This is a genomic window from Aeromonas sp. R2-2, assembly GCF_040908355.1.
GTDB lineage: Bacteria > Pseudomonadota > Gammaproteobacteria > Enterobacterales > Aeromonadaceae > Aeromonas > Aeromonas veronii.
In genome coordinates this window covers 1-26,329 of the sequence record NZ_JBFODQ010000017.1, presented here as the reverse complement: position 1 = coordinate 26,329, position 26,329 = coordinate 1, and the positions used below count along the sequence as shown (strand labels likewise).

Below are 26,329 nucleotides of genomic sequence, written 5' to 3'. Positions count from 1 at the left end.
TCCGGCAAAACCGCAAACGTTTAACTTCCTTCGTTAAAAATTTCCAGATTGCTGGTGCCTTCCTGCCACTCACGCACCGCTTTGGTGTCATCGTTGCGCAGGGCATTGAGGTGATCCAGATAGGACTGGTCCACGTCGGAGGTGACGTAGTGGCCATTGAACACCGAGGTCTCGAAGTGACGCAGATCCGGGTTGATCTCCCGCACGGCGGCTTCCAGATCTTCCAGATCCTGGAAAATCAGACCGTCAGCGCCAATCAGCTTGCACACCTCTTCCACTTCACGGCCGTGGGCGATCAGCTCGTTGGCGGTGGGCATATCGATGCCATAGACGTTGGGGAAGCGAATTTCCGGCGCCGCCGAGGCGAAGTAGACCTTGGCTGCCCCCGCTTCACGGGCCATCTGGATGATCTGCTCGGACGTGGTACCACGCACGATGGAATCATCCACCAGCAACACCTTCTTGCCCTTGAATTCGGAGCTGATGGCGTTGAGCTTGCGACGCACTGACTTCTTGCGCTGGGTCTGGCCCGGCATGATGAAGGTACGGCCGATGTAGCGGTTCTTCACGAAGCCCTGACGGTACGGCAGATCCAGGGTATGAGCGATCTCCAGCGCCACGTCACAGGAGGTCTCGGGGATAGGGATAACCACATCGACATCGAGATCTTCCCACTCGCGGGCAATCTTCTGACCCAGCTTGCGACCCATGTTGAGGCGAGCGGCGTAGACCGAGACCTTGTCGATGCACGAATCGGGACGAGCGAAGTAGACGTATTCGAAGATGCAGGAGCTCATCTGCGGGTTCTCCGCACACTGCTCGGAGAAGAGCTGGCCCTGCTCGGTGATGTAGATGGCTTCACCCGGCGCAATATCCCGTACCGTCTCGAAACCGATGGCGTCGAGCGCCACGCTCTCGGAGGCGAGCATGTACTCCACCTGGCCAAGCTCGTCCTGACGACGACCGAGGATCAGCGGGCGAATGCCGTTGGGATCGCGAAAACCGATGAGACCATGGCCAATCACCAGCGAGACCACCGCATAAGCGCCGCGGATCTGCTGATGGGTTCTGCGCACCGCGGCGAAGATATCTTCGGGACGCAGGGCCATCTTGTCACAGCGATCCAGCTCGTGGGCCAGCACGTTCAGCAGCACTTCCGAGTCGGAGGTGGTGTTGATGTGGCGACGGGCGACCTTGAACTGCTGCTCCTTGAGCTCCTTGGCGTTGGTGAGGTTGCCGTTATGGGCCAGCACCATGCCGTAGGGCGAGTTCACATAAAAAGGTTGGGCTTCAGCGGCACTTGAGCTACCTGCGGTGGGATATCTGACATGACCTATGCCGATGTTCCCTTGCAAACGCTGCATGTGGCGCACTTCAAACACGTCCTTCACCAGGCCATTGGCCTTGCGTTGCCGGAAGTTTCCACTATCAATGGTCACGATCCCGGCGGCATCCTGTCCCCTGTGCTGCAACACCGTCAAGGCGTCGTAGAGGGCCTGATTGACGGGGGTGGTGCCAACTATACCGACAATACCACACATGTCTTTGCTACCTCGAAGTCACTATACCTGTTTAAGAAAACTGGATGAGTTCAACATGAACCCGAAAAACCACTGGATCACCGGCTTGAACTCCGGCACCAGCTTGGACGCCACCCACCAGTCGCTCTGGGAGAGGTTGGTGAAGGTATCCATGAAAAAAAGCAGGGCACTGACGATCAGCACCCCGCGAATTGCACCGAAGCAGACCCCCAGCACCCGATCGGTACCGGAGAGACCCGTCTTGTCCACCAACAGGCCCACCACATAGTTGACCACGCTGCCGAGGATCAGGGTTGCCACAAACAGCGCCGCGATGGCCAGACCGTTGCGAACCAGCGCGTCGGAGAAGGAGGTGAAATAGACGGCGAGATCGGGATAGAAATGGCTGGCAATAAAGAAGGCGACGAACCAGGTGACAAGAGACATGGCCTCCTTGACGAAGCCGCGCACCAGGCTGATGAGAGCAGAGAAACCGACGATGCCGATGATGGCGTAATCAATCCAGACCATAGAAAAAGATGTCCTGCGAAATTGCGGCGCAGTCTAACAAAAACGATTGCGCATTGCTTGATAAAAATGTGTTAACTGTTCAAAGCGACGCCGAAAAACCGTATTTTTTCAGCACTAAAACGGTTGATCGGCGCCAGAATGCACAACGCCATGGCAATGCCATGGCGTTGTGGTCAGCGGCGTGAGCTTACCCGATGTGGGTCAGGCCACCCATGTAGGATTGCAGCGCAGCCGGGATGGCGATGCGGCCATCTTCCTGCTGGTAGTTCTCCATCACGGCAACCAGGGTACGACCCACCGCCAGACCGGAACCGTTCAGGGTGTGCAGCAGCTGCGGCTTGCCGTCGATGCGCACGCGAGCCTGCATGCGGCGCGCCTGGAAGTCGGTACAATTGGAGACAGAGGAGATCTCGCGATAGGTGTTCTGGGCCGGCAGCCACACTTCCAGATCGTAGGTCTTGGAAGCGCAGAAGCCCATGTCACCGGTAGAGAGCGCCATCACGCGATACGGCAGCTCCAGCAGTTGCAGCACCTTCTCGGCGTGACCCACCATCTCTTCCAGTGCATCCCAGGATTTCTCCGGGTGAACCAGCTGAACCATTTCGACCTTGTCGAACTGGTGCATACGGATGAGGCCACGGGTATCACGACCGTAGGAACCCGCTTCAGAGCGGAAGCAGGGGCTGTGGGCGGTCATCTTGATCGGCAGTTCTTGTGCGTCAAAGATCTCGTCACGGGCCATGTTGGTGAGCGGCACTTCGGAGGTCGGGATCAGGGAGAACTTGCGTACCTTGCCCTCTTCTTCCCCTTCACCTTCGATGCCGGTATTGAACAGGTCCTGGGCAAATTTCGGCAACTGGCCGGTGCCATAGAGGCTGTCCGGGTTCACCAGATAGGGCACGTAGCACTCGGTGTAACCGTGTTGCTGGGTGTGCAGATCCAGCATGAACTGAGCCAGGGCACGGTGCAGACGGGCAATCTGACCCTTCATCACCACGAAACGGGTACCGGAGAGTTTGACGCCGTTCTTGAAATCAACGCCCTTGGCCGCTTCGCCCAGATCGATGTGATCGCGTACCGGGAAGCTGAACTCGCGCGGGGTACCCCAGCGGCGCACTTCCACGTTGTCGTTCTCGTCACGGCCCACCGGTGTGGTCTCGCTCGGCAGGTTGGGGATGGCGTCGGCAATGGCTTTCAGCTGGGCCAGCAGGGCATCCAGCTCGACCTTGCTGGTTTCCAGCTCGTCGTTGATTTTGGTCACTTCGGCCTTGAGCGGGGCAACATCTTCACCACGACGGGCAGCTTCACCGATGGATTTGGAGCGGGCGTTGCGCTCGGCCTGCAGCTCCTGGGTACGGGACTGCAGATCCTTGCGTTTCTCTTCCAGAGCGTTGACAGCCGCTACGTCCAGAACGTAGCCACGTGTCGCCAGACGAGCGGCAGCCTCTTCGATATCGCTGCGCAGATATTTGGGATCCAGCATGGTTTACCTACTTTTTTAAAATGGGATCTGGGCCTGAGTCGTCATGACGGGCTGGGAAACAGATCCGGAAGTTAACATCGGTTGGCGCACCCCAATCGTCTTCAGAATCGGGCCTTAACTATCAGGCCTTCGAGATCAAGAAGATGGCGCAAGGCCAAGACAAGCGGGGTCAGACGGGCAGTGTAGCAGACCGCCCCCCCGCCCGAACAGGGACTATTTGTGTCGTTTTTACCGACTTTGGCACGCAAACCGTCCTGCATATTCAAACGCCTGACCAATTTTCAGCCACGCGGGGTAACAAAGGGGCTATTTGCCCCGTTGCTGCGGACTTTGCCTGTCCAGTTCATGGAGGTAATCGAGCTTCTGGCCAATCTGCTTTTCAAGGCCGCGATCGGTGGGCTGGTAGTACTGCTTGCCGGCAAGCTCGGGCGGGAAATACTGCTCGCCCGCAGCATAGGCGCCCGGCTCGTCATGGGCGTAGCGATACTCGGCGCCATAGCCCAGATCGCTCATCAATTTGGTCGGCGCATTGCGCAGGTGTACCGGCACCTCGAAGTCAGGCAGGTTTTTGGCATCATGAAGCGCCGCCTTCCAGGCGGTGTAGACCGCATTGCTTTTCGGGGCACAGGCGAGATAGACGATCGCCTGGGCGATGGCCCGCTCCCCTTCCGCCGGACCGATCCGATGGAAACAATCCCAGGCCGACAGGGCGACCTGCATGGCACGGGGATCGGCATTGCCCACATCTTCCGAGGCAATCGCCAGCAAGCGGCGGGCTATATAGAGGGGATCGCAACCGGCGCTCACCATGCGGGCATACCAGTAGAGCGCCGCATCCGGCGCCGAGCCGCGAATGGATTTGTGCACCGCCGAGATGAGGTCGTAGAAGTGATCGCCCCCCTTGTCGAAGCGGGCCACATGTTCCCCCACCACGGCGGCGAGCAGGGCACTGTCGATCACCCGCGCCCCTGTGCTGTCGGTTTCGGCCATGTCGGCCAATAGCTCCAGATAGTTGAGGGATTTTCGCCCGTCCCCATCCACCGCCTTGGCCAGCGCCTCTTTAACGCCGGGGGCGAAGGTGAGTGCCGGATCATTGAGACCACGGGGATCGGTCATCGCCTGATCGAGCATGGCGAGAATATCGCTCTCCTCCAGTCGCTTGAGCAGATAGACCCGGGCTCGTGAGAGCAGCGCGTTGTTGAGTTCGAACGAGGGGTTTTCAGTGGTTGCACCGATAAAGGTGATGGTGCCATCTTCGATGTGAGGCAGGAACACATCCTGCTGGCTCTTGTTGAAGCGGTGCACCTCATCCACGAACAGAATGGTGCGCACCCCGCGCCAGCTATTCTCCTTCGCCTTGTCGATGGCGGCGCGGATCTCCTTGATACCGGAGGTGACCGCAGAGAGTCGCTCCACTTCCGCCTGACAGTAGTGAGCCATCAACTCCGCCAGCGTAGTCTTGCCGGTACCGGGCGGCCCCCACAGGATCATCGAGTGGCAGTGACCCGCCAGAATCGCTTTGCGCAGGGGCTTGTCAGCCCCCAGGATATGTTGCTGACCGATATACTGGTCGAGGTTTTGCGGCCGCATCCGGGCCGCCAGCGGACGAAAGTCCGATGAGAAATCCAGCGACAAGTTACTCATCTGTATTGACCGTTCAGTATCACGGATACCGCCATGGAAAAACGGTCCGACGAGAAATCCAATAAGAGGTTACTCATCTGTATTGACCACCCAGCGTCACGCCACTCACCTTTGACTGGCGCAGTGGCGAGCAATCCAACGACCGCTTGCTCATTAGCGCTGGTCGTCCAGTTCGACCCCCTTCGGGATCTTGAAAACAAATTCGTTGCCCTTGAGCACCGGCTTGCGGTTGAAGCTGCTCAGGGTGAATTCACTCCACTGCCCTTGCGCCTCTTTCACATCGAAACGACTGATGTTGTCTTGTCTGTCGAAGGTGACACGGAAGGAGGCGATCAGCTCATCCTTGTTACGGCTGGTGACGGTGTAGACATCCCCCTGCTGGGTCACGTCATAGTTCTTCCAGAACTTGTCGTCATTGCCAGCGATCAGAATAAAGGGGGTGTTGAGCACCGCATCTTTCAGCTTGAGGGCGGTCACCTGCTCGACGAAGGGATCATAGACCCAGACATCCTGACCATCGGCCACGATCAGGCTCTCGTCCGGCGAGGTGGTGTGCCAGTTGAAACGGTTTGGCCGCTGCACCAGCAGATCGCCGCTGGCCTTTTGCAGCTCCTTGCCCTTGCTGTCATAGACGGTCTGGGCAAATTTGGCGGAGAAGAGGCTCACCCCCGCCAGCTTCTGTTTGAGATCGCTGGCCGCATCGGCCCACACCTGGCTGCTGGCCATCAGCAGCACGGTACCCATCAACAGTTGTTTTTTCATCACGCTCTTCATAAAGACGCTCTCGATAAAAGGCCACGCCCGCGGAGGGCATGGCCAGGGATAGTATGAAACGGTGAGGCTTAGTCCCGCACCGGCGGCGGTGCCAGCACGTCGCGCTGACCATTGCCACCCGGTGAGCTGACGATGCCCTGATTCTCCATCTGCTCGATGAGACGGGCTGCCCGGTTGTAACCAATCTTGAACTTGCGCTGGACGCTGGAGGTCGAGCCACGGCGGGACTCCACCACAAAAGCGACCGCTTCGTCGAACAGAGGATCCAGCTCTTCATCGCCACCACCGCCATATTCGCCGCTGCCACCTTCGCCACCCGACTCACCGGAGAGGATCTCCTCGATGTAGTTCGGCTCGCCGCGCAGTTTCCAGTCCGCCACCACCTTGTGCACTTCGTGGTCATCAACAAAGGCACCGTGTACCCGGGTCGGGTTGGAGGTACCGGCCGGCATGTAGAGCATGTCGCCCATACCGAGCAGAGATTCGGCGCCGCCCTGATCGATGATGGTGCGCGAGTCGATCTTGCTCGACACCTGGAACGAAATACGGGTCGGGATGTTGGCCTTGATAAGACCGGTAATCACATCCACTGACGGACGCTGGGTCGCCAGAATAAGGTGAATACCGGCGGCCCGCGCCTTCTGGGCGATACGGGCGATCAGCTCTTCCACCTTCTTGCCGACGATCATCATCATGTCAGCAAATTCGTCCACCACCACCACGATGTGGGGCAGTTTCTCCAGCTCCGGCGGCATCTGATCCATGGAGTCACCCGGGCGCCACAACGGATCCAGCAGGGGTTCCCCCTCCTCGATGGCAGCCAGCACCTTGTCGTTGTAGCCCTTGAGGTTGCGCACCCCGACTGCCGACATCAGCTTGTAACGACGTTCCATCTCGCCCACACACCAGCGCAGCGCGTTGGCGGCATCCTTCATGTCGGTCACCACCTCGGTCAGCAGGTGCGGGATCCCTTCGTAGACCGAGAGTTCCAGCATCTTGGGGTCGATCATGATGAAACGCAGATCATCGGGGGATGACTTGTAGAGCATCGAGATGATCATGGTGTTGACCCCCACCGACTTACCGGAACCTGTGGTACCGGCCACCAGCAGGTGCGGCATCTTGGCCAGGTTCACCACCACCGGCTCGCCGGCGATGTCCTGACCCAGGCCCATGGTGAGCGGGTTGCGGCTATCGCGGAAAGCATCGCAGTCGAGGGTCTCGCGCAGGTAAACGGTCTGACGCACCCGGTTGGGCAGCTCGATACCGACATAGGTTTTACCCGGGATCACCTCAACCACCCGCACGCTGCTGGCAGACAAGGAGCGGGCCAGATCGCGTGAGAGGTTGGTGATCTTGCTCGCCTTCATGCCCGGCGCCAGATCCAGCTCGAAACGGGTAATAACCGGACCCGGATAGACACCCACCACCTTGGCCTGCACGTTGTAGTCGGCAAGCTTGGCCTCCACCAGACGACCCATGCGATCCAGCTCATCCTTGCTCATCATCTGGGTCTTGGCGGGTGGACGGTCGAGCAGCTCGATACTCGGCAACGGCGGCATTGTTGACTGCGGACGACGCTTGGGCTTGGTCTGTGCGACTGCAACAGGTGCGGCGATCTCGTCGTCCCCTTCGGCCCAGGGCAGATCCAGATCGTCCTCATCATCGTCATCGGCCACCGCCAGTACCGGCTGGCGGCGACCATTGGCGGCCGCCACCGCACGTTTCGGCTTGGCAGCCGGAGCCGGCTCATCATCTTCATCATCAAACTGGGGATCGAACTCGAAGGTATCGTCGTCGAGTTCCGGCAGCCACTCTTCGGCGGCAGCCTTCTGGTTCTTGGCCTTGGGCTTGCGAGTCCAGCTGGTGTGCGGCTCATCTTCCTCATCATCAAACGCGATGGCCCCTACCCCGCCTTCCAGCAAGGGATCCGGCCCCTCGTTGCGGGGTTGACGCCAGCCACCGGTCAACCAGCGGCCAAGGGTGGTCGGGAAGTGGTAAACAGCGCTGACCGAACCGGTGCAGGCCGCACCGATCTGCTCGACGATGGTGAGCCAGGACCAGCCGGTAAACAGGGTAATGCCGGTTGCCACGAAGCAGAGCAGCATCAGGTTGGCCCCGACGCCGCCAAACAGCGGCACCACTGCAGAAGCGATCACATCCCCCACCAGACCACCGGCGGAGAAGTTTTGCATATCGTTGAAGTTCATGCTGGCAATGGCCGACATGCCGAGCACGGTCAGGATAAAGCCGATGATCCGCACCCCCAGGGTGAGGTAATCCACATCGAGCAGACGGCTCGGGCGCCAGAACAGACTCCAGCCCAGCAGTACCACCAGCGGCGGCACCAGATAGGAGAAAGCACCAAAGGTAAACATGGTGATGTCGGCGAGCCAGGCACCGGCACTACCGGCGAGGTTCTTCACCTCCCCTTGCCAGGAGGTCTGGGACCAGCCGGGATCAGCGGGATGATAGGACAACAGGGCAAGCAGAAGATAAGCAGCCATCAGGGTGATGGCGATCAAGACGGCTTCGAAGATCCGTTGTGTACCTGATAAAGGAGTAAACAGCTTTTTATCGGCCAAACTCCGGCTCCTTTCTGAAAACATGTAATGCAGGAAATAAGGGGGCCTAGTATCCCCGAAAAGCCCATCGATTGTCAGCCAGAGCCTGATGGGACGGGGCCATATTTGCAATTATCTTTACAAGAAGAAACGAGCGGACCGGCCGCTCGTTTCTGACTGTCATGGTGTCTCATATGGAAAAGATACCACGGCATAACCTGCTTTATCGGGTGCTGATCACCAGACGACTGCTCTGCTTGACCTCTTCCATCACCACGTAGGTGCGGGTGTCATTGACACCGGGCAGACGCAGCAGGGTTTCCCCCAACAGACGGCGGTAAGCCGACATGTCGCTGACTCGGGTCTTGAGCAGATAGTCGAAGTCACCGGAAACCAGATGACACTCCTGGATCTCTTCGAGTACCTGAACAGCCTTGTTGAACTGTTCAAACACATCAGGCGCCCCGCGATTGAGGGTTATCTCTACAAACACCAGCAGAGATGCGTCCAGATAATGAGGGTTCAGAATAGCGGCATATCCTTCGATATAACCTTGTCGCTCGAGGCGACGAACCCGTTCCAGACACGGTGTAGGACTCAGGCCAACTCGCTTGGACAACTCAACATTCGAAATCCTGCCATCCTTTTGCAGTTCATTAAGAATGTTGCGGTCAATCCTGTCCAAATCCTTTAGCCGACTCTTAGCTTCCATCATTTTATTCCATCCTTTGGCTATTTTTTGGTAAGAATCACCAGTCATTTTATAATTATGGTCACAAATCCTGTCAATACCTGAATATACTAGGCGCAAATGTTGGTTAACATTTTGGCAACATGAAACACCAATCTATAGACGAGGGATAGCATGATTATCGGTGTACCTAAAGAGATAAAAAACCATGAATACCGCGTAGGCATGGTTCCGGCCAGTGTACGTGAACTGACAGCACGAAACCATACTGTTTTCGTCCAAAGCGGTGCCGGAAACGGCATTGGCTTCAGCGATGCAGATTATATCGCTGTTGGAGCCGAAATTTTGGCCTCTGCAGCAGAGGTTTTCGCCAAAGCCGAGATGATCGTCAAGGTCAAGGAACCTCAGCCTGTCGAATGTGCCATGCTGCGCCCGGGTCAAACCCTGTTCACCTATCTGCATCTGGCGCCAGACTTGCCCCAGACCGAAGCCCTGCTGAAAAGCGGCGCCATCTGTATCGCCTATGAAACCGTCACCGACGGCCGTGGCGGCCTGCCCCTGCTGGCCCCCATGTCAGAAGTGGCCGGACGCATGTCTATTCAGGCGGGTGCCCAGGCGCTGGAAAAATCCCGCGGTGGAAGCGGTGTGCTGCTCGGCGGCGTACCCGGTGTCGAACCGGCCAAGGTGGTGATCATCGGCGGCGGCGTGGTCGGCTCCAATGCGGCCCGCATGACCATTGGCCTGCGCGCGGATGTCACCATCCTCGACAACAACGTCGATACCCTGCGCCGTCTCGATAACGAGTTCCAGGGAGCAGCCAAGGTGGTCTACTCCAACAGCGAGACGCTGGAGCGCCATCTGCTGGCGGCCGATCTGGTCATCGGCGGCGTGCTGGTACCGGGTGCCACTGCGCCAAAACTTGTCCGCCGTGACCACATTGCGCGCATGAAGCCGGGTTCTGCCATCGTCGATGTGGCCATCGATCAGGGCGGCTGTGTGGAAACCTCCCACGCCACCACCCACCAGGATCCGACCTATATTGTCGATGAGGTGGTGCACTACTGTGTCGCCAACATGCCGGGGGCGGTTGCCCGCACCTCGACCGTGGCGCTCAACAATGCCACCCTCCCCTTTATCATCAAGCTGGCCCAGCAAGGGTATCGTCAGGCACTGCTGAGCGATCCCAACCTGTTGCACGGGCTCAACGTGATGGAGGGCAAGCTCACCTGCAAGGAAGTGGCCGTGGCACATGGCCTTGCCTACACGGATCCCCTGACCCTGTTGAACTGATCTGCGCTGGCCTGCGCCAGTTGGAGATGAGTGAAAATCCGCCCGCGATGGGCGGTTTTTTTATTCCTTTATTTTGCATGTCACCCCTTGTGAACACGATTAGTGCAATCGACTCACCAGCCTTTGACCCCGGATCACGAATTACCTACAATCGCGCAAACTCATCACATCCCGGAAATGACATCATGAGCCAAGTCACTCACAGCAAATTGCTGATCTTAGGGTCAGGCCCGGCCGGTTACACCGCGGCCGTCTACGCCGCCCGCGCCAACCTCAATCCCCTGCTCATCACCGGCATGCAGCAAGGGGGTCAGCTGACCACCACCACCGAAGTGGAGAACTGGCCAGGTGATCCGGAAGGGCTGACCGGCCCTGCCCTGATGGAGCGCATGAAAGAGCATGCAGAGAAGTTCGACACCCGCATCCTGTTTGATCACATCAACAGTGTCGAACTGACTCAGCGCCCGTTCCGTCTCAAGGGCGACAACGGCGAGTACACCTGCGATGCCCTGATCATCGCGACCGGCGCCTCCGCAAAGTATCTGGGCCTGCCCTCCGAAGAGGCCTTCAAGGGGCGCGGCGTCTCCGCCTGTGCCACCTGTGACGGTTTCTTCTACCGCAATCAGGAAGTGGCGGTGATCGGCGGCGGCAACACCGCTGTTGAAGAAGCCTTGTATCTGGCCAACATCGCCAAGAAGGTGCACCTGATCCACCGCCGCGACGAGTTCCGTGCCGAGAAGATCCTGATCAAGCGTCTGCACGACAAGGTTGCGAGCGGCAACATCGTGCTGCACACCCACCAGACCCTGGACGAAGTGCTGGGCGATCAGATGGGAGTCACCGGTGTGCGCCTGCGCAACACTCAGGACAACAGTACCAGCGAGCTGCCGCTGATGGGCGTCTTCATCGCCATCGGCCATCAGCCCAATACCCAGATCTTCGATGGCCAGCTGGAGATGCAAAACGGTTATCTGAAGGTACGTGGCGGCCTCGACGGTTTTGCCACCCAGACCAGCATTGAAGGTGTCTTCGCTGCCGGCGACGTGGCCGACCACAACTACCGTCAGGCGATCACCTCTGCCGGTACCGGCTGCATGGCAGCCCTCGATGCCGAACGCTACCTCGACGCGCAATAAATAAGCGTAGTTGTGATATAAGGCATACCAGTCGGTATGCCTTTTTTATTTAAAGGAGTCTAATGAAACAGAAGATATTGATTGTCGAAGATAGCCTGACCATCCGCCGTATGCTGACTCAGGCCATTGCCCAGCAAACTGGCCTCGAGATTGACGCCTTCGATACCCTCGAAGGTGCCCGTCACTGCCGGGGCGAGGAGTATGTGGTCGCGCTGGTGGACCTGACCTTGCCGGATGCGCCCCGTGGCGAAGCGGTCAACGAGCTGCTTGCTCGAGGTTTGCCGGTGGTGATCCTCACTGCCGACATCAGCGAGGATAAACGTGCCGCCTGGCTGGAAACCGGCGTGCTGGACTATGTGATGAAGGATTCGCGCCACTCGCTGCAATATGCCGTCAGTCTGGTGCACCGCCTCTATCTCAACCAGTCGATCGAAGTGCTGGTGGTCGACGACTCACGCACCTCCCGTCACCGCACCATGGCCCAGTTGCGCAAGCAGTTGTTGCAGGTGCATGAGGCCAGTCATGCCCGTGAAGCGATGGCGATGCTGGAGCAACACCCGGACATCCGGCTGGCACTCGTCGACTACTATATGCCGGATATCGATGGCATCAGTCTGGTGCGGATGCTGAGAGAGCGATACAGCAAGCAGCAGCTCGCGATTATCGGGATCTCGGTCTCGGACAAGCGCGGTCTCTCTGCTCGCTACCTCAAGCAGGGCGCCAACGACTTTCTCAACCAGCCGTTCGAGCCGGAAGAACTGCAGTGTCGGGTCAGCCACAATCTGGAAGCGCTCGAGCAGTTCAACAGCATTCAGGAGTCAGCCAATCGTGATTACCTGACCGGTCTCTACAACCGGCGCTACTGGTTCAACGAAGGGCAAAAATGGTTTGAAGAGCATCAGCGCCTGCAGACGCCTCTTGCACTCTGTGTGCTCGATGTGGATCACTTCAAGCAGGTCAACGATCACTGGGGCCATGCCATCGGCGATCAACTGCTCTGCCATCTGACCCGGCTACTGACCCAGTTCTTCCCCGATGCCATGATCGCCCGCTTTGGCGGAGAGGAGTTTGCCATGATGGTGCCTCACTGTACCGTCCCCGTGTTGATCAAGCGTCTTGAAGGGCTGCGTCAGCAGCTGCGCCAGCAACCTTTGTCACCGGAAACCCCGCTCTTTGTTCGCGCCAGTTACGGCGTGATCAGCGTCGGGCGGATATCCATGGACGAGGCGCTGAGCGTAGCGGATCGGCTGCTCTATCAGGCAAAGAACACCGGTCGCGACAAGATAGTCTCTCAAGAGATAACTATCTGAATCCTCAGGGCATCAGTCCCGTGTATTACCGCCCGACAGACTTTCCGGCAGGAGAGTCTGCGGGTTCCTTTCCTGCCACAGTCTCCCCATCACCATGACTATCGAAAGTCAGTAAGTCTTGTCGACCCGCACCCCATCATCGAAGTAGAGAATGCGCACCTTGTCTCCATTGGCAAAGACCATGGCGGGATCATAATCCTGGATCACGTTGATAAGGGCATTTTGCTCGTTGCGGATCAGCAGCTCCACCAACTTGTTTTCCACCACGGTTCCCCCGGACTGGTATTGCTGCGCAGCCGCAGCACCAGCGAGCGCCCCGACGGCGGTGGCGATCTCACGGCCATGACCGCCGCCAAACTGGTTGCCCAGCAAGCCGCCCAACACGGCACCACCCAGCGTCTTCCAGCCAGAGTGCTCGGACTCCAGGATCTGGCGCTGGGTAATATTGCGCACCGTTTCGACCTGACCAAACACCACCTGATTGACCGGCCGCGCGGTATTGCGCTGGTAGACCTCCGCCCCGGCGGGCGCCGTGACAAAGCAGAGCAAGCTGGATACTATCAGGATAATGGCCTTCATCTATGAACCTCGTTGCCTTATGTCTCGCTATCTTACCCAACTGGATGATGAGCTTTGCTGGTTTCCCGACCCCAGCCATGCGCTGGAAGAGCCCAACGGCTTGCTGGCGATCGGCGGGGATCTCTCCCCTGCCAGATTGCTGGCAGCTTACCACAAGGGGATCTTCCCGTGGAATGAACCCCACCAACCGACCCTGTGGTGGTCACCGGATCCCCGCGGGGTGATCCGTCCCGACCAACTCCATGTGGGGCGGACACTGCAGAAGATTATCCGCCGTACCCCATTCGATATTTCCGTTAATCGCGCCTTTAATGAAGTCATTACCGCCTGCGCCGCCCCTCGTCGCACTGCCGATGGCACCTGGATCAGCCAACCCATGATCGAGGCCTACCAGCAGTTGCACCAACTGGGTCATGCCCACTCTATCGAGATCTGGCAGGAGGGAGAGCTGCAAGCGGGACTGTATGGCCTCTCTATCGGCCGACTGTTTTGCGGTGAATCCATGTTCAGCCGGATTGATAACGGCGCCAAACTTGCCATGGTGGCACTCTGTCGCCACTTCGCCCGCCATCGCGGCGCCCTCATCGATTGCCAGATGCAAAACCCGTTTCTGGCGACCCTGGGTATCGAGGAGTGGCCACGGGCCCGTTTTCTGGCCGAGCTGGCACGCCTTGGCCATCAACCACTATTGGCTTCCTGCTGGCAAGAGGGGGAAATCAGCCTATGACTGAAGAAGTGATCCTTAAAGTAGGGCTGACTCCCAAGCATCCCTGCAGTTATCTGGACCATGAACAGGAGCAGTTGCTGGTGCTGATGGATCACAATCTGCTCAACGCCAACGGTTACGAGCGATTGTTGACTGCCGGTTTTCGCCGCAGTGGCAACGACATCTATCGCCCCCACTGCTCGGCGTGCCATGCCTGCCAATCCCTTCGAATTCACAGCGAGCGCTTTCGCCCCAGCCGCGGCCAGAAGCGGATCCGCCAGCTCAACAGGGATATCGAGATCGTCCTGAGCTACGACGACAAGCCCGAGTATTACCTGCTCTACGAACGCTATATCCGCGAACGCCATCACGATGGCAGCATGTATCCCCCCAACCGCAGCCAGTATCGCGGGTTTCTCCATTGTGACTGGATGCCGCCACTCTACCTGGAGATGCGCAAAGAGGGCCGCCTGATCGGTGTCGCCACCACAGACCTGCTGCCCCACTCCTTGAGTGCCATGTACACCTTCTTCGATCCGGATTATGCCGATCGCTCCCTGGGCACCTTTGCCATCCTCTGCCAGCTCGATCTGGCCAGGAGAACCGGGCGAAGCTGGCTCTATCTTGGCTATCTGGTAGAGGCGTGTCGCAAGATGAATTACAAACGCAATTACCTCCCTCATGAGCTGTTAATTCAGGGGGAATGGAAAAATATCGACACCAAGCCCGAGTAAACTTTACACATAGCCTTAAATCCGGCATGATCCAGCGGTTTTTTGTTGTGGCTTATCAAGAGGATTCAATGGCTAAAGAAGACAGTATTGAGATGCAGGGCACTATTCTCGAAACCCTGCCCAATACCATGTTCCGTGTGGAACTGGAGAATGGTCACGTGGTTATCGCTCATATTTCAGGCAAGATGCGCAAAAACTACATTCGTATCCTGACTGGAGACAAAGTAACGGTAGCACTGACTCCCTACGATCTCTCCAAGGGACGTATTGTTTTCCGCTCTCGCTAAGCCAGGAATTCAGCAAAAAACCCCAACCTTTCGGTTGGGGTTTTTTGTCGTTTTCTGATCACTGACGCTTAGTGGGAAACAGCTTCAACATTGACCTGAAAATCAAAGCTGAGGCTGTCATTTACCAACTCAACCTTCACTATTCCCCCGTCAACCAGTGAACCGAACAGGATCTCGTTGGCCAAGGGTTTCTTGAGGTGCTCCTGGATTACCCGACCCATCGGTCTGGCGCCCATGGCTCTGTCATACCCCTTCTCCGCCAACCAGTGGCGGGCACGCTCGGACACCTCGAGAGAAACTCCCTTCGCATCCAGTTGAACCTGCAATTCGACAATGAACTTGTCGACCACCTGATGGATCACCGTCATATCGAGATGGTTGAACCAGATGGTGTGATCAAGCCGGTTACGGAACTCCGGACTGAAGGTCTTGTTGATCACCGCCATGGCATCGTGGCTCAAATCCTGTTGCTGGAAGCCAATCGATTTGCGTTGGGTCTCCTGCACACCGGCGTTGGTAGTCATCACCAAAATGACGTTACGGAAATCCGCCTTGCGTCCGTTGTTATCGGTCAAGGTACCGTTGTCCATCACCTGCAACAGTAGATTGAATACGTCCGGGTGAGCTTTCTCAATTTCGTCAAGCAACACAACGGAATGAGGATGCTTGATCACCGCATCGGTCAGTAAACCACCCTGCTCAAAACCAACATAGCCGGGAGGCGCACCAATCAGGCGTGAGACGGTGTGGCGTTCCATATACTCGGACATATCAAAGCGCAGCATCTCGACACCCAATGCCTTGCCCAACTGCTGGGTCACCTCTGTTTTACCAACACCGGTAGGACCGGCAAACAGGAAGCAACCAACCGGGCGACGCTCGTTACCCAAACCTGAACGAGAGAGGCGAATCGCATCTGTCAACACCTCGATGGCTTTATCCTGACCAAAGACCACCATCTTCAGATTGCGCTCCAGGTTCTTCAGTACCTCTTTATCCGAGGAAGAAACTGATTTCTCCGGAATGCGGGCGATCTTGGCTACGATGGACTCAATTTCCTGCACATTGATCACTTTCTTGCGCTTGCTCGCAGGCAGCAACCGTTGACCGGCGCCCGCCTCGTCGATCACATCGATCGCCTTGTCGGGTAGGTGACGATCATTGATGTACTTGGCAGAGAGCTCGGCAGCTGCACGGATCGCCTTGGCGGTATAGCGTACGCCGTGGTGGGCTTCGTAGCGACTCTTGAGCCCCATCAGGATGCGCGTGGTGTCATCGATAGTCGGCTCGACAATATCGATCTTCTGGAAGCGACGGGCCAGCGCACGGTCTTTCTCGAAGATTTGGGCGTACTCCTGATAAGTGGTGGATCCCACACAGCGGAGCAAACCATTGGAAAGCAGCGGCTTGATCAGGTTGGCCGCATCCAGCTGACCACCGGATGCCGCACCGGCACCAATGATGGTATGGATCTCGTCGATAAAGAGGATGGCCCCTTCCTGACGCTCAATCTGCTTGAGCAGTACCTTGAGGCGCTTCTCGAAATCACCACGGTATTTGGTGCCCGCCAGCAGAGAACCCATATCCAGCGAATAGATGGTACTGCCCGCAATCACCTCGGGGACATCCCCCTTGACGATGCGATAGGCCAGACCTTCGGCAATGGCGGTTTTGCCCACGCCCGCTTCACCCACCAGCAGCGGATTGTTCTTGCGACGGCGGCAGAGCACCTGAATGGTACGATTGAGCTCCTGATCACGGCCAATCAGCGGATCGATGCGCCCTTCCAGCACCAGCTGGTTCAGGTTGGTGGCAAAGCTTTCGATCTGGGCGGCCGAAACATCATCATCAGACTCAGGATTGTTATTGCTGCCGAGATCCGGCTTGCTGTCCTTACGCACCCCGTGGGATAGGAAATTGACGACGTCGAGACGGCTGATCTCGGCTTTTTTCAGGAAATAGGCAGCTTGTGACTCCTGCTCACTGAAGATAGCGACCAGCACGTTGGCGCCGCTGACTTCGGTATTGCCGGAGGATTGCACATGGAAGACGGCACGCTGCAACACGCGCTGGAAGCCCAGTGTCGGCTGGGTTTCACGATCTTCATCCTCGCGCGGTATGAGCGGAGTGGTTTGGGTGATGAATGCGCGGATCTCCTTGCGCATCTGCTCGACATCGGCACCACAAGAGCTCAGCGCCTCATGGGCTGAACTGTTATCCAGAAGGGCTAACAACAGGTGCTCGACGGTCATGAATTCGTGGCGCTCGTCACGGGCCAGTTTGAAAGCCTCGTTCAGCGTCTTTTCTAGATCTTTATTCAACATAGGCACCTCCCCTAGTACAGCTACAATGTGGTGTCACACTCGCCATCAAGTCATCAGATTCAAGCCTTTTCCATAGTACAGAGCAGTGGATGTTCGTTGTTACGTGCATAGGTGTTGACCTGGACAACCTTGGTTTCAGCGATCTCTGCGGTAAACATGCCGCAGACACCCTTACCACTATAATGCACACTCAGCATGACCTGAGTCGCCTTGTCCAAATCCATACCAAAGAACTTTTGCAGCACCTCCACCACAAACTCCATGGGCGTGTAGTCATCGTTGTTCAACACAACCTTATACATGGGTGGCGGCTGCAGCTTTGTTTTCTCTGCTTCTGCAATCTCTTCATTAGCAAAGAGTTCTTTCTGCTTGCTCATAATCGCGCTTTGGTACCTCTAGATTACTACCGTCTAACACAAGGTTGTCAATAGACTTGTTAACCAGATCACATCAGCTGTTAACAACTTCTTGACTCGCTCAAAAGTTAGACTAGATTGGTTACTTGCTAATCTGTGCCCGTCTGCTATGGGCCCATGTCCCTAGTTATAAAGGGCTGGCGCAGGTTACTCAACGACTTCTGGGTAATCAATAAAAGGATGTAGAAGTATGGCAACCGGCACAGTTAAGTGGTTTAACAACGCAAAAGGATTTGGGTTTATCTGTCCGGAAGGGGGCGGTGAGGATATCTTCGCTCACTACTCCACGATTCAAATGGAGGGCTACAAGACCCTGAAAGCGGGTCAGGCTGTCAATTTTGAACTGCAACAGGGGCCGAAAGGAAATCACGCCTCTGTGATTGTGCCAAACGAAGCACAAAATATGTAAATAACACCCGTTGGATAAATAAAAAACCGGTTCCTCTCTGAGCAACCGGTTTTTTATTGTCAGATTTCTGGCGAATCCTGCCTCCTCACGGGATCGCAGGGTTATCACCAGCCATGATCAGTCGTGATATTCACTGCAGGCGATCAGGGTATTTTCCATCAGGCTGGCGACCGTCATCGGGCCCACACCACCGGGTACCGGAGTAATGAAGGAGGCATGGCTGCGCGCCGTCTCAAACTCCACATCCCCGACCAGCGAGCCATCAGCCAAGCGATTGATGCCCACATCGATTACCAGTGCCCCCGGTTTGATCCACTCGCCAGGAATGAAGTTGGGCTTGCCGACCGCAACAACCAGCAGATCGGCACGGCGAACCTGCTCTTCCAGATCCCGGGTAAAGCGGTGACAGGTCGTGGTTGTGCAGCCAGCCAGCAACAATTCGAGGGTCATGGGACGCCCGACGATGTTGGACGCTCCCACCACGACCGCATGCAGACCATGTGTCTTCACGCCGGTGGTCTCGATCAGCGTCATGATCCCTTTCGGAGTGCAGGGGCGCAGCGCCGGAATACGTTGTGCCAGACGGCCGACGTTATACGGGTGGAATCCATCTACATCCTTGTCAGGCTGGATCCGCTCCAGCACCTGAGTGGTATCAAAGTGATCCGGCAACGGCAACTGAACCAGAATGCCATCTACGTGGCTATCCGCATTCAGCTGGTCAATCAGCGCCAGCAGCTCTTCCTGACTGGCGGTTGCACTCAGATCATAGGAGCGGGAGAGAAACCCCACCTCCTCACATGCCCGGCGTTTGCTGCCGACATAGACCTGAGAGGCGGGATCCGCCCCCACCAGAATGACTGCCAGCCCTGGAGCCCGTTTCCCTGCCGCCAACCGCTGTTGGACTTGCGCCGCGACCTGGCTGCGAATCGTTTGCGCAACCTGTTTTCCATCTATGATTTTGGCAGACATCGTTCTCCACTCACCATGTGTTCAACTGCCGCGCATTGTCGCATTTTTTTAGCCGGGATGTTAGCGGCAGACGCACGCCAGACCTGTAGCGGGCAATAAGTAGGCACTTGAATTTACTGGGGGAAAAAGTCGTTGACGCTGCCCCTTACGCTTGGCTATGATGCCCGCCCGTTGCCCAGTACGACTCATGTCGATATGCTGGTCAGGGATTTTCGGTGATTAGCGCAGTCCGGTAGCGCATCTGGTTTGGGACCAGAGGGTCAAAGGTTCGAATCCTTTATCACCGACCATGTTCATCGACTCGTCCTTAAGACGTGTTGATACAAAGCGCCCTTAGCTCAGTTGGATAGAGCAACGGCCTTCTAAGCCGTGGGTCGCAGGTTCGAATCCTGCAGGGCGCGCCATTAATGCTCCCCTTTCCTTTTGGATTGGCGAGCGTTGATGAAAATTTCAGTGGTGGCTGTAGCTCAGTTGGTAGAGTCCCGGATTGTGATTCCGGTTGTCGTGGGTTCGAGCCCCATCAGCCACCCCATTATTCTGTCGATAATCGCCGCAAGGTGATGTCCATCGACTTGGTGCAGTGACCTTCTGGTCTGCTCCGCGAAAAACCGGCCTTGGCCGGTTTTTTGTTTTGCGCTCGACTGTGCCATGCCTTGTCTGCAAGGCCATCCTCCAGACCGATAAACGCGGCTCTGCCCATTTGTCACGATGTGCTTCTCCCCATCGATGACACAGCCACACTCCCCCGCACATCAGCCTGCCCGGTTCTTTTTCTGTATTTCCCAAGCGCCATTGATATGCTGATCGCTCTTCTTCTCTCCTGCTTTCCGTTGGAGCTTTTCTATGCAACGCATTCTTTTTGTCGAAGATGATCCCGAGATTGGCCAGCTCATCAGCAGTTGGCTCGGTCGCCACGATATGGACGTGATCCTCGAGCCCAGAGGGGACATGGCGCTGGCCCGGATCGAGGCCGAACAACCGGATCTGGTACTGCTCGATATCATGCTGCCGGGACAGGATGGTATGTCCCTCTGCCGGGATCTGCGGCCACGCTTCGACGGCCCCATCGTAATGCTCACCTCGCTGGATAGCGACATGAACCAGATCCTGAGTCTGGAGCTGGGCGCCAACGACTACATCCTCAAAACGACACCACCACCGGTGCTGCTGGCCCGACTTCGGGTGCAATTTCGCCAGCACCAGCAAACACCAACCCAACCGGCAGCCACCAGCAGCGTTCCCCAGCAGCTGCAATTTGGTCGGCTGCGGGTGGATGGTCCGGGACGAGATGTGCGGCTCGATGGCGAGAGCATTGCCCTCTCGACCGCCGACTTTGATCTGCTGTGGGAGCTTGCCTGTCACGCTGGCCAGATCTTGGGACGGGACACCCTCTTTCGCAGTCTACGCGGGCGGGAGTATGACGGTCAGGATCGCAGCATGGATGTGGCCATCTCCCGCCTGCGCCGCAAACTGGGTGATAACCCCGACAACCCGACCCGGATCAAGACGGTGCGCCAGAAAGGCTACCTCTTCGTCCCCCACGCCTGGGAATAACCCTCTTTCGGGAACACCGCCATGCGCCGTCTCTTTATCCAATTCTATCTGTTGCTGATCGGCTGCTTCACCCTAGCCATCCTGCTGGTGGGTGTGGTCTATCAGGTGACCGCAGAACGGGCGGGTGATCGCTATCTCGAACGCATGATGCAGGGCTCTCTTGGCCTGTTGACCGGCGAGTTGGCAAGAACCCCGCCAGAACGCTGGCCCGATCGACTGGCCGAGCAGAGCAGTCAGTTTACCCTCCCCCTCAAGATCGGCGAGCTGGTGCGCCAGCCCCTGGCCAGCGAGGATCAGGCCTTTCTGGCCGCTGGCAATATTGTCATCGTCGAGGAGGATGACACCTTCCTGCAGCGCATCCCCGATACCGATCGGGTGCTGATTGTCGGCCCGGTTCCCTATCTCTCCTACCTGCACGAGCTGCACTGGGTCGATGTGGGACTGCTGCTGGTGATCGGCCTCTCTCTCGGCCTGCCCATCCTTCTGTGGCTGCGTCCCCACTGGCGTGGCTTGCAACAGTTGGAGCAAACCGCACGTCGCGTAGGCGATGGGGATCTCTCCTGCCGAACCAATCTGCCACCGGGCAGCAGTCTGGCCCGGGTGGGACGCACCTTCGATCAAATGGCGACCCAATTGCAGGCCATGATTGCCAGCCGCAAGCAACTGACCGATGCCATCGCCCACGAGTTGCGCACCCCGCTGGTCCGGTTGCGCTATCGGCTTGCCATGCTCGATCCTGCCCCTGCCGAGCAGGAGCAGCAGGCGCTGGAGCGAGATCTGGGAGCGCTGGACGCTCTGATCGAAGAGATGCTCACCTACGCCAGGCTGGATAGACCCGAGTTGCCGTTGCAGCAGGACGAGCTTGAACTCAGTCACTGGGCACAAGCGCATCTCGGCGACTGGCAAGCGCTGGCCCCCGAGAAGAGGCTCACCCTCGATCTGCCGCAACGCTACATGCCCTGGTGCGGCGATCAGCGTCTGCTGACCCGCGCGGTGGAGAACCTCATCGGCAATGCTCTGCGCTACGCCGAGAGCGAGGTTACCCTCTCCATCTCGCGGCTGCAGGAGAACTATCTACTGGAGGTGAGCGACGATGGACCGGGGATCGATCCCGCGCTGGCGCCCCAGATCTTCGAGCCGTTCGTGCGCCTTGATCAGAGTCGGGATCGTCGCACCGGCGGCACCGGGTTGGGGTTGGCCATCGTGCGCAGCATTGCCCGTCATCACGGGGGGGATGTGGCATTGCTGGCCAGTGACCACGGCGCCCGCTTCTGCCTCACCCTGCCTGTACATTTGGATACAAACCGTCACCAAGTGCTCACTGAAGTACCGCGCTCAGCGTCATAGGATGAAGTCATGGAGAAATGCTCCATACCACCAATCCGAATAAGGAAATTGACCATGAAAAAGATCATTCCCCTGACCCTGGCTGCCGTCTTCGCCCTCACCTCCGGTTTCACCATGGCGGCCACCCCGACCAAGACAGCCACACCGCAGGCGACCCAGACCAAGGTGGTGAAAAAACACCATAAAACCACCCACGCCAAGACCCCTGCCGTCAAAGTCGCGCCGAAAACCAAGTGATCCGACCGGTCACTGGATAGCACCAAGGGAGGCTGATGCCTCCCTTTCCATCTCTTCCCGAAATTTTCCTGACGAGCGCCTCCCTCGTCCAAACCGGATCCACGACCCGGCTCCCCCTTTGCGGGAAACGGTCAATGACCACAGGAACATGGCATGTGGCGTCATCTGCTTAAATGGCTCGGCCCCTTGTGCAGCTTGCTGCTGCTCGGCACCGCACTGACCGTGCTGTATCACCTGACCCAGGCATGGCACTGGCACGATATTCGTGTGGCCATCTGGTCCCAACCCCTGCCGCGACTGGTGGGCGCCCTGTTGCTGACCCTGCTCAGTTATGGTTGTCTCTGCAGCTATGACATGCTGGCGCTCCATGCGCTGGGCAAGCGCCTTCCCTGGCAACAGGTCAGCATCACCTCCTTTATCGCCTACACCTTCTCCAACACCCTGGGATTTGCCCTGCTGACCGGCACCTCGGTACGCTATCGCCTCTACTCAGCCCTCGGTCTGGCGACCGGTGAGGTAGCCCGCGTGGTGCTGTTCTGCTCCATCACCTTCTTCCTCGGCCTGTTGGCGTGGGGAGGTGGCGCCCTACTGACCTGCGATGTATCACAGCTGCTGCCTGACTGGCAGCAATGGGCAGATACCCTGCTCAAGCTGGCGGGCATGATGGCGCTGCTGTTGGTGGCCTGCTACCTCTGCTGGCCCACACACCGTCTATCCTGGCGAACACACAGCCTGATCCTGCCCGGCTTCAAGGTTCGTCTGTTGCAGCTGTTGGTCGCGCTGGCCGACTGGATTGCCGCCGCCGCCGTGTTGTTTGTGTTGTTGCCTGCAGATAGCATCCCCTACCCCGTGCTGCTCAGTGCCTTCGTGCTGGCCAGCTTCCTCGGGGTACTGGCCCACGTGCCGGGTGGGATCGGCGTGTTCGAAGCAAGCATGAGCCTGCTGTTGGCTCACTACCTGCCAACCGACAAGCTGCTCGCATCGCTGCTGCTCTACCGCTGCATCTATTACCTGCTCCCCTTTCTCTGTGCCCTGCTGCTCTTTACCAGCCAGGAGATGCTGCAACAAAAAGCACGCTGGCAGCGGCTACAGGGGCTGATGAGCGCAGTGCGCGAATTTCTGCCCGCCCTTATCAGCATGGGCACCTTCGCCGCCGGTAGCCTGCTGCTCTGCTCGGGGATGATCCCGACCATGCGCAGCCACATCGAGGTGTGGCTGCAGGTGTTACCGCTCCATCTGCTCGAGCTCTCCCACGTGCTCGGCAGCGTGAGCGGTATCCTCCTGATCCTGCTGGCTCGCAGCCTCTATCGCCGTCACGACGCCGCGTTTCGCATCACCCAGCTGCTGCTGGCTCTGGGTATCGCCTTCTCCCTGCTCAAGGGGGGAGACTGGGAGTCAGCCCTGCTGCTCGGCAGCTTCCTGCTGATCATGACTCCCTGCCGCTCTCTCTTCTATCGCAAGGGGTCGCTGCTCTATCCCCAGTACACCCCGGGCTGGCTCATCTCGGTCGGCGCCGTGCTGCTGGGAGCCCTGTGGCTGCTGCTCTTCTCCTACCGTCAGGTGGAGTATGACCACGCCCTCTGGTTCCACTTCTCGCCCCACGGCGGGGCTGCCCGCGGCCTGCGCGCCATGGGGAGCGTGGTGGCCGTGCTGGCCGTTGCCGGGGTTGCCCAGCTGCTTGCACCGCTGCGGGTAGTCGGTGAAAAGCCGGACAAGGAGACGCTGGCGCGCGCTCACGAGCTGGTGGTGCGCGAAGGGGGGATCCACGGTTATCTGGCCCAGCTGCAGGACAAGTCCCTGCTGTTCCACCCCGCCGGCGACGCCTTCCTGATGCATGGAATCGAGGGCAACAGCTGGATTGTGATGGGGGATCCCGTCGGTCGCCCCGAGCAGATCGAAGAGCTGCTCTGGCAATTTCGCGAGCGCTGCGACGAGCACGACGCCAACCCGGTCTTTTATCAGGTCTCGGCCCGCTATCTGCCGCTCTATCTGGAGCTCGGGCTGATCCCCTTCAAGCTCGGTGAAGAGGCGATGGTCGATCTGGCTACCTTCGATCTGGCGGGCAGTCGGTTGCGCAACCTGCGCCAGAGCCACGCCAAGGGCAAACGGGAAGGGTTGACCTTCGAGGTGGTCGAGGCGAGCGCCGTGGCCCCCCTGCTGCCCAGATTGCAGACCGTCTCCGATACCTGGCTGCAGAGCAAGATGGGCAAGGAGAAGGGCTTCTCGGTCGGCCGATTCGAGCCTGACTACCTGACCTTGAGCCCGGCTGCACTGGTGTGGCACGAGGGACAGATCGTCGGCTTTGCCAATCTCTGGGTGAGCGATAACAAGGAGATGCTCTCCATCGATCTGATGCGCTATAGCCTGGATACCGGCACCGCCCCCATCATGGATTTTCTCTTTGTCGAGCTGCTGCTGTGGGGCAAGGCGCAAGGGTACGCCAGCTTCAATCTGGGGATGGCCCCCATGTCCGGCTTCAACGATCACCCGCTCAACAGCTACTGGGCCCGCCTTGGCAATACCCTGTTCGTCCGTGGCAGCCGTTTTTACAACTTTCAGGGGCTCAGACGCTACAAGGAGAAATTTTCGCCCCGCTGGGAACCCCGCTACCTGCTCTGCAGCAGCAAGCTGGTACTGCCCAGAACCCTGACTCACCTGATCACCCTGATTAGCCGCGGCCCGCTGGGGCTGATCAAGAAATAGGAGCATGGCCAATGAGAGCCTTGATTTTGCTGTTACTCAGTCTCGTACTGCCCGTTTCGTCTTTTGCGGCGCACGCCGCCCCGGTCAAGGATGACCTGAGCCTGATTGAGCTGCCGGTCAAGCAGCCATCCGACGCCCCCATGGTGGTGTTTCTCAGCGGCGATGGTGGCTGGGCGGCCCTCGACAAGGGGTTGAGCGCCCAGTTTCAGCTGCACGGCTTGCCGGTCGTGGGCTGGAGCTCCCTCACCTACTACTGGAAGAAGAAAACGCCGGAGCAGGTGACCGCCGATCTGGAGCGGCTCCTCGATGATTACCAGACTCGCTGGCAGCGCCCCCGCTGGCTGCTGGTCGGCTTCTCGTTTGGTGCCGAGATTGTCCCCTTCGTCATCAACCGGTTGCCGGAGCACTATCGTCAGGGGCTGGTCGGGGCCGTGATGCTCTCCCCCTCTACCAGCTCGGATTTCGAGATCCACGTCAGCGACATGCTGACCCACAAGACCCGCAGCTACCCGACCGAACCGCAGGTGAAGACCATCCGCGATCTGCCGATGCTCTGCCTGCAAGGAGCCGATGACGATGACGGCGACCGCCTCTGCCCCCGCCTCAACCAGCCCAACGTCACCAGCGTCACCCTGCCGGGAGGACACCATTTTGACGATAACTACCCCCAGCTCTATCAGGCCATCACCAAGCTTCTGAACCTGCCCCCGGATCCGCTGACGGTGGAGCATTAATCGGTATCACCACGGAATGCCTTTCAAGTGCCGAGCAGGGCAAATCAGCGAGCAATGAAAAGGACCTCTCTTGCGAGAGGCCCTTGTACTGAATCGGGCGGAAACTTTAAAAGGAGCGACCAATGGGCTGGCCGTGGCGTCAAGGTCACCGAGGCTTTTCACTGCGATTGCCCATGCGGTTCAGCCAGATGCGCTATCAAGAACGAAGATTTGCAGTCCTATGCCGGCAACCACTCGGGATTGCGCCCTAAAACAAAAGCCCTGATGTTTCCATCAGGGCTTTGCAATGTGGCGGTGAGGGAGGGATTCGAACCCTCGATACGTTGCCGTATACACACTTTCCAGGCGTGCTCCTTCAGCCACTCGGACACCTCACCAAATTTT

The 26,329-nt window shown here is 58.1% G+C and carries 24 protein-coding genes and 4 tRNA genes; 16 read left to right on the top strand and 12 right to left on the bottom strand.

Translation table 11 applies throughout. The features are described 5' to 3' along the window. Nucleotides 1-20: 20 nt before the first annotated feature. Both purF and AB5Z09_RS02835 read right to left on the bottom strand, forming a co-directional pair. Nucleotides 21-1,541 carry an amidophosphoribosyltransferase gene (gene purF, locus AB5Z09_RS02840; protein WP_042063846.1) on the bottom strand — a complete coding sequence of 507 codons (1,521 nt, stop codon included), beginning with the start codon at nt 1,539-1,541 and terminating at the stop codon, nt 21-23. A 21-nt stretch (nt 1,542-1,562) separates the two neighbouring features. Continuing rightward, nucleotides 1,563-2,051 (bottom strand): CvpA family protein, encoded by a 489-nt coding sequence (locus AB5Z09_RS02835; RefSeq protein WP_128815423.1) that lies wholly within the window; start codon nt 2,049-2,051, stop codon nt 1,563-1,565. 8 nt (nt 2,052-2,059) lie between these two features. On the opposite strand from AB5Z09_RS02835, the gene AB5Z09_RS02830 reads away from it, so the two are divergent. After that, nucleotides 2,060-2,236, top strand: coding sequence for a hypothetical protein (locus AB5Z09_RS02830; RefSeq protein ID WP_162504387.1), 177 nt, complete (start codon nt 2,060-2,062; stop codon nt 2,234-2,236). A gap of 2 nt (nt 2,237-2,238) precedes the next feature. Here AB5Z09_RS02830 and serS read toward each other — a convergent pair whose 3' ends face one another. The 5 genes from serS to lrp all read right to left on the bottom strand — a co-directional run bounded on the left by serS (nt 2,239) and on the right by lrp (nt 9,231). Then, nucleotides 2,239-3,534 carry a serine--tRNA ligase gene (gene serS, locus AB5Z09_RS02825; RefSeq protein ID WP_005337087.1) on the bottom strand — a complete coding sequence of 432 codons (1,296 nt, stop codon included), beginning with the start codon at nt 3,532-3,534 and terminating at the stop codon, nt 2,239-2,241. A gap of 306 nt (nt 3,535-3,840) precedes the next feature. Beyond that, nucleotides 3,841-5,178 carry a replication-associated recombination protein A gene (locus AB5Z09_RS02820; protein ID WP_021230553.1) on the bottom strand — a complete coding sequence of 446 codons (1,338 nt, stop codon included), beginning with the start codon at nt 5,176-5,178 and terminating at the stop codon, nt 3,841-3,843. Nucleotides 5,179-5,331: 153 nt separating this feature from the next. Then, nucleotides 5,332-5,940 carry an outer membrane lipoprotein chaperone LolA gene (gene lolA, locus AB5Z09_RS02815; protein ID WP_041202312.1) on the bottom strand — a complete coding sequence of 203 codons (609 nt, stop codon included), beginning with the start codon at nt 5,938-5,940 and terminating at the stop codon, nt 5,332-5,334. 80 nt (nt 5,941-6,020) lie between these two features. Continuing rightward, a complete protein-coding gene (locus AB5Z09_RS02810) occupies nt 6,021-8,537 on the bottom strand; it encodes a DNA translocase FtsK 4TM domain-containing protein (protein WP_368194591.1) in 2,517 nt (838 codons plus the stop codon). 202 nt (nt 8,538-8,739) lie between these two features. Continuing rightward, on the bottom strand, nt 8,740-9,231 hold the full coding sequence (gene lrp, locus AB5Z09_RS02805) for a leucine-responsive transcriptional regulator Lrp (protein WP_005300047.1): 492 nt from the start codon (nt 9,229-9,231) through the stop codon (nt 8,740-8,742). 150 nt (nt 9,232-9,381) lie between these two features. On the opposite strand from lrp, the gene ald reads away from it, so the two are divergent. The 3 genes from ald (at nt 9,382) to AB5Z09_RS02790 (ending at nt 12,943) form a co-directional block, all read left to right on the top strand. Beyond that, complete coding sequence (ald, locus tag AB5Z09_RS02800; RefSeq protein ID WP_368194590.1) at nt 9,382-10,497, top strand: alanine dehydrogenase; 1,116 nt, start codon at nt 9,382-9,384, stop codon at nt 10,495-10,497. Nucleotides 10,498-10,682: 185 nt separating this feature from the next. Continuing rightward, on the top strand, nt 10,683-11,633 hold the full coding sequence (gene trxB, locus AB5Z09_RS02795) for a thioredoxin-disulfide reductase (protein ID WP_019445530.1): 951 nt from the start codon (nt 10,683-10,685) through the stop codon (nt 11,631-11,633). A 62-nt stretch (nt 11,634-11,695) separates the two neighbouring features. Continuing rightward, nucleotides 11,696-12,943 carry a diguanylate cyclase gene (locus tag AB5Z09_RS02790; RefSeq protein WP_058057438.1) on the top strand — a complete coding sequence of 416 codons (1,248 nt, stop codon included), beginning with the start codon at nt 11,696-11,698 and terminating at the stop codon, nt 12,941-12,943. A 108-nt stretch (nt 12,944-13,051) separates the two neighbouring features. On the opposite strand, the gene AB5Z09_RS02785 is transcribed toward AB5Z09_RS02790, so the two are convergent. Then, nucleotides 13,052-13,522, bottom strand: coding sequence for a glycine zipper 2TM domain-containing protein (locus AB5Z09_RS02785; RefSeq protein WP_005337104.1), 471 nt, complete (start codon nt 13,520-13,522; stop codon nt 13,052-13,054). 19 nt (nt 13,523-13,541) lie between these two features. On the opposite strand from AB5Z09_RS02785, the gene aat reads away from it, so the two are divergent. From aat to infA, 3 genes are all read left to right on the top strand, one after another. Then, a complete protein-coding gene (gene aat, locus AB5Z09_RS02780) occupies nt 13,542-14,249 on the top strand; it encodes a leucyl/phenylalanyl-tRNA--protein transferase (RefSeq protein WP_069527212.1) in 708 nt (235 codons plus the stop codon). Beyond that, complete coding sequence (locus AB5Z09_RS02775) at nt 14,246-14,962, top strand: arginyltransferase (protein WP_368194589.1); 717 nt, start codon at nt 14,246-14,248, stop codon at nt 14,960-14,962. Before aat ends, AB5Z09_RS02775 begins: the two co-directional genes overlap by 4 nt. 68 nt (nt 14,963-15,030) lie before the next feature. Next, complete coding sequence (infA, locus tag AB5Z09_RS02770; protein ID WP_005300033.1) at nt 15,031-15,249, top strand: translation initiation factor IF-1; 219 nt, start codon at nt 15,031-15,033, stop codon at nt 15,247-15,249. A 68-nt stretch (nt 15,250-15,317) separates the two neighbouring features. On the opposite strand, the gene clpA is transcribed toward infA, so the two are convergent. Both clpA and clpS read right to left on the bottom strand, forming a co-directional pair. Then, the gene (gene clpA / locus AB5Z09_RS02765; RefSeq protein WP_368194588.1) at nt 15,318-17,573 is read right to left on the bottom strand and encodes an ATP-dependent Clp protease ATP-binding subunit ClpA; all 2,256 of its coding nucleotides are present in this window, start codon (nt 17,571-17,573) and stop codon (nt 15,318-15,320) included. Nucleotides 17,574-17,632: 59 nt separating this feature from the next. Next, nucleotides 17,633-17,950: an ATP-dependent Clp protease adapter ClpS gene (gene clpS, locus AB5Z09_RS02760; RefSeq protein WP_005337111.1), complete on the bottom strand. Its 318-nt coding sequence runs from the start codon at nt 17,948-17,950 to the stop codon at nt 17,633-17,635. Between the two features lie 229 nt (nt 17,951-18,179). Here clpS and cspD point away from each other — a divergent pair, with 229 nt between their 5' ends. Then, nucleotides 18,180-18,398, top strand: a complete 219-nt coding sequence (cspD, locus tag AB5Z09_RS02755) for a cold shock-like protein CspD (protein ID WP_005300025.1) — start codon at nt 18,180-18,182, stop codon at nt 18,396-18,398. A gap of 117 nt (nt 18,399-18,515) precedes the next feature. Here cspD and folD read toward each other — a convergent pair whose 3' ends face one another. Further along, nucleotides 18,516-19,370 (bottom strand): bifunctional methylenetetrahydrofolate dehydrogenase/methenyltetrahydrofolate cyclohydrolase FolD, encoded by an 855-nt coding sequence (gene folD, locus AB5Z09_RS02750; RefSeq protein WP_005337113.1) that lies wholly within the window; start codon nt 19,368-19,370, stop codon nt 18,516-18,518. Between the two features lie 213 nt (nt 19,371-19,583). On the opposite strand from folD, the gene AB5Z09_RS02745 reads away from it, so the two are divergent. From AB5Z09_RS02745 to AB5Z09_RS02710, 8 genes are all read left to right on the top strand, one after another. Continuing rightward, nucleotides 19,584-19,660, top strand: a tRNA-Pro gene (locus tag AB5Z09_RS02745). A gap of 37 nt (nt 19,661-19,697) precedes the next feature. Continuing rightward, a tRNA-Arg gene (locus AB5Z09_RS02740) sits at nt 19,698-19,774 on the top strand. Between the two features lie 52 nt (nt 19,775-19,826). Further along, a tRNA-His gene (locus tag AB5Z09_RS02735) sits at nt 19,827-19,902 on the top strand. Between the two features lie 311 nt (nt 19,903-20,213). Further along, nucleotides 20,214-20,924, top strand: a complete 711-nt coding sequence (gene rstA, locus AB5Z09_RS02730; RefSeq protein ID WP_368194587.1) for a two-component system response regulator RstA — start codon at nt 20,214-20,216, stop codon at nt 20,922-20,924. 21 nt (nt 20,925-20,945) lie between these two features. Further along, nucleotides 20,946-22,271 (top strand): two-component system sensor histidine kinase RstB, encoded by a 1,326-nt coding sequence (gene rstB, locus AB5Z09_RS02725; RefSeq protein WP_368194586.1) that lies wholly within the window; start codon nt 20,946-20,948, stop codon nt 22,269-22,271. 54 nt (nt 22,272-22,325) lie between these two features. Beyond that, complete coding sequence (locus AB5Z09_RS02720) at nt 22,326-22,508, top strand: hypothetical protein (protein ID WP_076494658.1); 183 nt, start codon at nt 22,326-22,328, stop codon at nt 22,506-22,508. Between the two features lie 153 nt (nt 22,509-22,661). Then, on the top strand, nt 22,662-25,211 hold the full coding sequence (gene mprF, locus AB5Z09_RS02715) for a bifunctional lysylphosphatidylglycerol flippase/synthetase MprF (RefSeq protein ID WP_368194585.1): 2,550 nt from the start codon (nt 22,662-22,664) through the stop codon (nt 25,209-25,211). An 11-nt stretch (nt 25,212-25,222) separates the two neighbouring features. Further along, nucleotides 25,223-25,945 carry an AcvB/VirJ family lysyl-phosphatidylglycerol hydrolase gene (locus AB5Z09_RS02710; RefSeq protein ID WP_368194584.1) on the top strand — a complete coding sequence of 241 codons (723 nt, stop codon included), beginning with the start codon at nt 25,223-25,225 and terminating at the stop codon, nt 25,943-25,945. A 289-nt stretch (nt 25,946-26,234) separates the two neighbouring features. Here AB5Z09_RS02710 and AB5Z09_RS02705 read toward each other — a convergent pair. Then, nucleotides 26,235-26,322: transfer RNA gene (locus AB5Z09_RS02705), tRNA-Ser, on the bottom strand. Nucleotides 26,323-26,329: the final 7 nt, after the last annotated feature.

Excerpts from the sequence above, each read along its gene's own strand:
- trxB (WP_019445530.1), top strand. The coding sequence starts at position 10,683 with ATGAGCCAAGTCACTCACAGCAAATTGCTGATCTTAGGGTCAGGCCCG.
- AB5Z09_RS02835 (WP_128815423.1), bottom strand. The coding sequence starts at position 2,051 with ATGGTCTGGATTGATTACGCCATCATCGGCATCGTCGGTTTCTCTGCT.
- purF (WP_042063846.1), bottom strand. The coding sequence starts at position 1,541 with ATGTGTGGTATTGTCGGTATAGTTGGCACCACCCCCGTCAATCAGGCC.
- AB5Z09_RS02720 (WP_076494658.1), top strand. The coding sequence starts at position 22,326 with ATGAAAAAGATCATTCCCCTGACCCTGGCTGCCGTCTTCGCCCTCACC.
- AB5Z09_RS02775 (WP_368194589.1), top strand. The coding sequence starts at position 14,246 with ATGACTGAAGAAGTGATCCTTAAAGTAGGGCTGACTCCCAAGCATCCC.
- lrp (WP_005300047.1), bottom strand. The coding sequence starts at position 9,231 with ATGATGGAAGCTAAGAGTCGGCTAAAGGATTTGGACAGGATTGACCGC.
- mprF (WP_368194585.1), top strand. The coding sequence starts at position 22,662 with ATGTGGCGTCATCTGCTTAAATGGCTCGGCCCCTTGTGCAGCTTGCTG.
- AB5Z09_RS02820 (WP_021230553.1), bottom strand. The coding sequence starts at position 5,178 with ATGAGTAACTTGTCGCTGGATTTCTCATCGGACTTTCGTCCGCTGGCG.
- infA (WP_005300033.1), top strand. The coding sequence starts at position 15,031 with ATGGCTAAAGAAGACAGTATTGAGATGCAGGGCACTATTCTCGAAACC.
- AB5Z09_RS02790 (WP_058057438.1), top strand. The coding sequence starts at position 11,696 with ATGAAACAGAAGATATTGATTGTCGAAGATAGCCTGACCATCCGCCGT.
- ald (WP_368194590.1), top strand. The coding sequence starts at position 9,382 with ATGATTATCGGTGTACCTAAAGAGATAAAAAACCATGAATACCGCGTA.
- cspD (WP_005300025.1), top strand. The coding sequence starts at position 18,180 with ATGGCAACCGGCACAGTTAAGTGGTTTAACAACGCAAAAGGATTTGGG.
- clpS (WP_005337111.1), bottom strand. The coding sequence starts at position 17,950 with ATGAGCAAGCAGAAAGAACTCTTTGCTAATGAAGAGATTGCAGAAGCA.
- AB5Z09_RS02710 (WP_368194584.1), top strand. The coding sequence starts at position 25,223 with ATGAGAGCCTTGATTTTGCTGTTACTCAGTCTCGTACTGCCCGTTTCG.
- rstB (WP_368194586.1), top strand. The coding sequence starts at position 20,946 with ATGCGCCGTCTCTTTATCCAATTCTATCTGTTGCTGATCGGCTGCTTC.
- aat (WP_069527212.1), top strand. The coding sequence starts at position 13,542 with ATGTCTCGCTATCTTACCCAACTGGATGATGAGCTTTGCTGGTTTCCC.
- rstA (WP_368194587.1), top strand. The coding sequence starts at position 20,214 with ATGCAACGCATTCTTTTTGTCGAAGATGATCCCGAGATTGGCCAGCTC.
- AB5Z09_RS02830 (WP_162504387.1), top strand. The coding sequence starts at position 2,060 with ATGTCCTGCGAAATTGCGGCGCAGTCTAACAAAAACGATTGCGCATTG.
- serS (WP_005337087.1), bottom strand. The coding sequence starts at position 3,534 with ATGCTGGATCCCAAATATCTGCGCAGCGATATCGAAGAGGCTGCCGCT.
- folD (WP_005337113.1), bottom strand. The coding sequence starts at position 19,370 with ATGTCTGCCAAAATCATAGATGGAAAACAGGTTGCGCAAACGATTCGC.
- clpA (WP_368194588.1), bottom strand. The coding sequence starts at position 17,573 with ATGTTGAATAAAGATCTAGAAAAGACGCTGAACGAGGCTTTCAAACTG.
- lolA (WP_041202312.1), bottom strand. The coding sequence starts at position 5,940 with ATGAAAAAACAACTGTTGATGGGTACCGTGCTGCTGATGGCCAGCAGC.
- AB5Z09_RS02785 (WP_005337104.1), bottom strand. The coding sequence starts at position 13,522 with ATGAAGGCCATTATCCTGATAGTATCCAGCTTGCTCTGCTTTGTCACG.